Raw genomic sequence first — 3,924 nt, forward strand, 5'->3', positions numbered from 1 at the left:
CGTTTCAGTGACAGGATGTTTCCATTGAGGTGTCTGTCCCAATACTGGGACGGACTTTTTGGAATTTCAATGGGATTTTGCAGTAAAAAGTTTAAAGAGTTCTTCCAAAAAACGTAGCCTCTTTATAATCAAAAAAGCCTCGCATCCCTGCAAGGCTTCTTCTGTAATCATGGTAGCACGGAAGTAAATGCACGCTAGGAAGGAAACTTTAGTTAGTAGCAAATCCATATATCCAAGGCACTGTAAATGTCACAACCAAATAAGCCACAAGTAGAATAAACCGGATCCGCTTCCTGTCTTCTGGTTCATTTCCCCATTTTTCCTCTAACTTGCTTATATCAAAACCACGTTCATAACGAAAATAGTTAAAGATAAAAATTAGCACAATTACCGGAATTATGTACTTCACTTCAGGGCGCTCAATGCCTAACAATATGCATCCAAACGAAACTAGATTAACAATTGTCAATAGTTGATATGCTGATACTATGCCAGAAGCATAAATATCTGGGTCTCGATCTTCTTTAGCATATACTTTTAACCAGCGATAGTAGATATAGTCAAACAATTCCATCATTTCCGTGGTCTTTCAGTAAAAGGAACATAGCCAATACCTATTGGACTGGACATCCACATATAATTATCAATGTGCTCGCTGATGCCTTGACCTGTGATCCCCAAGGTAATTAAATCTGCTCCAAAATAAATTCCTCCAATAAGAGTACCATATCCTGGGACTACACCTATAACAGAAAAGGTGGCATCCACAATATTGCCTTCTGTTGGATTATCAATGGCTTGATAAACTGAAATAGAGGCTCCTGCGATTGAGAGCCTCGTACTTAATCTTTTTCCAACTCGTGAAGCAAGTTTAAAATCAGTAGCCCCCCAATATCGCGGTTTTACTGTTGTAACATCGAAGTACTTCCGCGATAGATAGTTTTTCGCTCTCTTGTACCGGGTCACAGACCCTCTTTACCCATTTGGAAGCCACAAGTCACAGACTTGCGCCAGGTTTGGATAGAGGTTAACTAAGTACCCGTTTCGCTGCTTCACTTTCTTTATTAGCTTTAAGCACCTCTAAGGCTAACTCCTTTGCCTTTTGTTCATCAAGCAATCGATCTGGAACTTCATAAAATAAAAGTGCGTATTCTTTCAGCGAGATATCTGACGGATTTAATTCTATAGCTTTCATTGCATGATCAAAGGCTATTTTATACCCGTTTGGCATAAAATTTAATGCCGTACTCATTAATTCCGCAGCATAGTAATGCATTAATGCATCTCCTCTATGATTTTCAATTATATAATTTAAAAACTCATAATGACACATATCTTCGTCCACAAAGACTGCCGAAAGAATTTCATCATAGTAAGGTTTAAAGTTTTGAATATCAACTTGCTTATATGCTTCTTCAAACCGTTTTTCCTTTATTAATTTTATCAACATAGTACACAAATATTATCGTGTAATAACCCAAGCATCACTAACATTTATAACACCATTAAGCTCTTTGAAAGTAACTTGGATATGAAAACCGTTATGATACATTACCCTTGAGCTAACTCCTTTATATGGCACTAGCGTACCGTGAACCAAAGTTTGATCAATCAATGGTTGTATTTTACTCCAAGTCGGGTTAGCCATTAGCTTTTGCCACGCATGCTTGGTTTGCATGATGTGGCTTATTCTATTAGCTCCAATACCGGCAACTTTTAGTAACCGTGTTCCTGTTGCTAAAGTCTTTACGGCTCCACTTCCAGGGATGAAAATCAAACCAACTTCAATACCGGCCATCGTTCTGGAAACTTCACCTCTTCCATTGTTTCCAAAAAATAATCCCGACAAAGCATTCGCTCCCACAAAATCAGCAGCAAAATTCGCTACAGCTTCATTTCCTCCTGTTCTACCCCACTCCTGCAACTGGAGCATCATATCTTTGAACCAATTACCAGTTGAAGCGAATTGATAAGGCTTAGGGTCTCCACCGCCTGCTATGGCTGGTGCTAACATATGAATTTGTCCATCATAACCAGCACTCCCAGGACCATAGGCGTATCTATCGCCTCTGCCCGAACCATAAACATATGTTCCTGCTACACCACCTCCAAAATTAGCAGCAATAAATCCATTTCCGTTACCGTCTCCCGAAACAAAATAATCTGTGGTACTTAGCCTACTACTTAGAATCCCGTTATCATAAGTAGAAAAAGAGATTCCGCCTTCAGGAGTAGCATTCCAGGCATCTCTAATCATACTCGCTGTCGAAGTATAGCCATATGATGACCTAAACTGATCAGACCAATTATTAGCCCAACCAAAAGCTCTACTCGGAATATATCCACCACCTCCATTAAACACCTGATACCCCCCATTGACAAACACATCATCCTGCATCAGGTCCGTATAAGAACCCCCGCTAGGATCATTGTAATATACCGGGTTGTTGCCTGCGAATGAATACGGGCTTTCACTTAAATAAGACGAAGCCATAGGGTCTATACCTGTCATTCTTCCAGTAGCGGGGTCATAGTGGCGCAGGGGCATCTCTCGGTTCACTAGTAACTTTGCACTAGTTGGAGTTTAGCAATAATATTCCTACTCCAAAAGGAATAATAATTAAAGCGATAACAAGAATAAGATTTTTGATCGATAGCAGTTTTTCGCTCCCTTCACTATTCTCTAGAATTTGATCTGTCTTCTCTTTATTATAGTGTCTATAAAAAAGGACCATAATTAAGATGATTAGAGGTAGCCAAAGATACTTGCTATGATTCTCTCCATAAGCCAATGTTAATAGATTAGTACCAAATAATACTGTAAAGATATTTAACAAAAGAAATATGTGAGCAAAAAAGGCCAAAACCACCATGGAAACAGCATTATCCCTCGGATCTACAGTACCTATTTTTTGAAATAAACTGTAAAAAATTCTAAATATATAATTATACATATTCGCTTTACTCATCAAATAAACTTTCAGTAATGCTCTTTCCGGAATAAAATTGCCATGCCAAATCGGAAACAAAATATACACCCCCAGCTATGCCAACAAAAACGTTAACACCAGGAATCATTGCACCTGCTGTTAAGGCAGCTCCGATCACAGCGTCTGCCGTATGATGCGGTTTCCATTCCCCCTGTATCGCAGCATCAACACCAGTTAATGCAATTCCAGCAATTCCTAGTTTTGTTCCAAAAGTACTTCCTGCTTTAGTCATGCCAGACCAAGCTTTCGGACCTTTATACAAAGGCTTAGGACCATTAACTGCTATAGTCGTACCCATTTGAGTTATTCCATTAACTGCAACAGCGGTTTTCATCCAGCTCGCATCCTGTGACTCTGCAGATGCACTACTTTCTTTTGCAAGCCTCATTTCCGACCAGCTTTGGCTTATATCATTTAGAAATCGTTGCTGTTGATTTGCAGCCCTGCTTCTATATGCTTCATTTTGATGTGTAGCATCAAAAGATAGTATTGCCGCAGTAGGGACGTAATCCTTGACCCATTTATTATAAATCCATGGAGCCTCTCGGTCTGTAGGACTGTAAAAAGCTACTCCTCCGGAACCATCATTCAAATATGTTCCCTCACGTAACCCGGTCAAATTACCACTTAATGCATTGCCGACAATATCAGACCAGGAAGCATTGAAATAGTTACCGCCACTTCCAAACTGATCAGACCAATTATTAGCCCAACCAAAAGCCCTGCTTGGAATATATCCACCACCAGCATTAACTACCCTATACCCCCCATTCACAAACTCATCATCCTGCATCAGGTCCGCATAAGAACCACCACTCGGATCAGAATAGTAAATCGGATTAGCCCCGGCATAGCTGTATGGGCTTTCGTTCAGGTACCGGTTAGCAAATGGATCTACGGAATTGAACCTGCCTAGTGCTGGGTCATACTGCCT

At 40.1% G+C, this 3,924-nt stretch carries 5 protein-coding genes; all 5 read right to left on the reverse strand.

Annotated elements, in window-relative coordinates; genetic code table 11:
- Positions 1 to 208: 208 nt before the first annotated feature.
- A complete protein-coding gene (locus tag C900_RS24110; RefSeq protein WP_040497460.1) occupies positions 209 to 577 on the reverse strand; it encodes a hypothetical protein in 369 nt (122 codons plus the stop codon).
- Entirely contained in the window at positions 574 to 966 is a 393-nt protein-coding gene (locus C900_RS24115) for a hypothetical protein (protein ID WP_040497461.1), read from the reverse strand. Before C900_RS24115 ends, C900_RS24110 begins: the two co-directional genes overlap by 4 nt.
- Before the next feature lie 61 nt (positions 967 to 1,027).
- On the reverse strand, positions 1,028 to 1,450 hold the full coding sequence (locus tag C900_RS24120; RefSeq protein WP_009582956.1) for a hypothetical protein: 423 nt from the start codon (positions 1,448 to 1,450) through the stop codon (positions 1,028 to 1,030).
- Positions 1,451 to 1,462: 12 nt separating this feature from the next.
- Entirely contained in the window at positions 1,463 to 2,560 is a 1,098-nt protein-coding gene (locus C900_RS24125; RefSeq protein WP_157494182.1) for a polymorphic toxin type 35 domain-containing protein, read from the reverse strand.
- A gap of 401 nt (positions 2,561 to 2,961) precedes the next feature.
- On the reverse strand, positions 2,962 to 3,924 hold a 963-nt coding region (locus C900_RS24135), incomplete at its 5' end, for an RHS repeat-associated core domain-containing protein (RefSeq protein ID WP_040497463.1).

Source organism: Fulvivirga imtechensis AK7, assembly GCF_000331535.1.
GTDB classification, from domain to species: Bacteria; Bacteroidota; Bacteroidia; order Cytophagales; family Cyclobacteriaceae; genus Fulvivirga; species Fulvivirga imtechensis.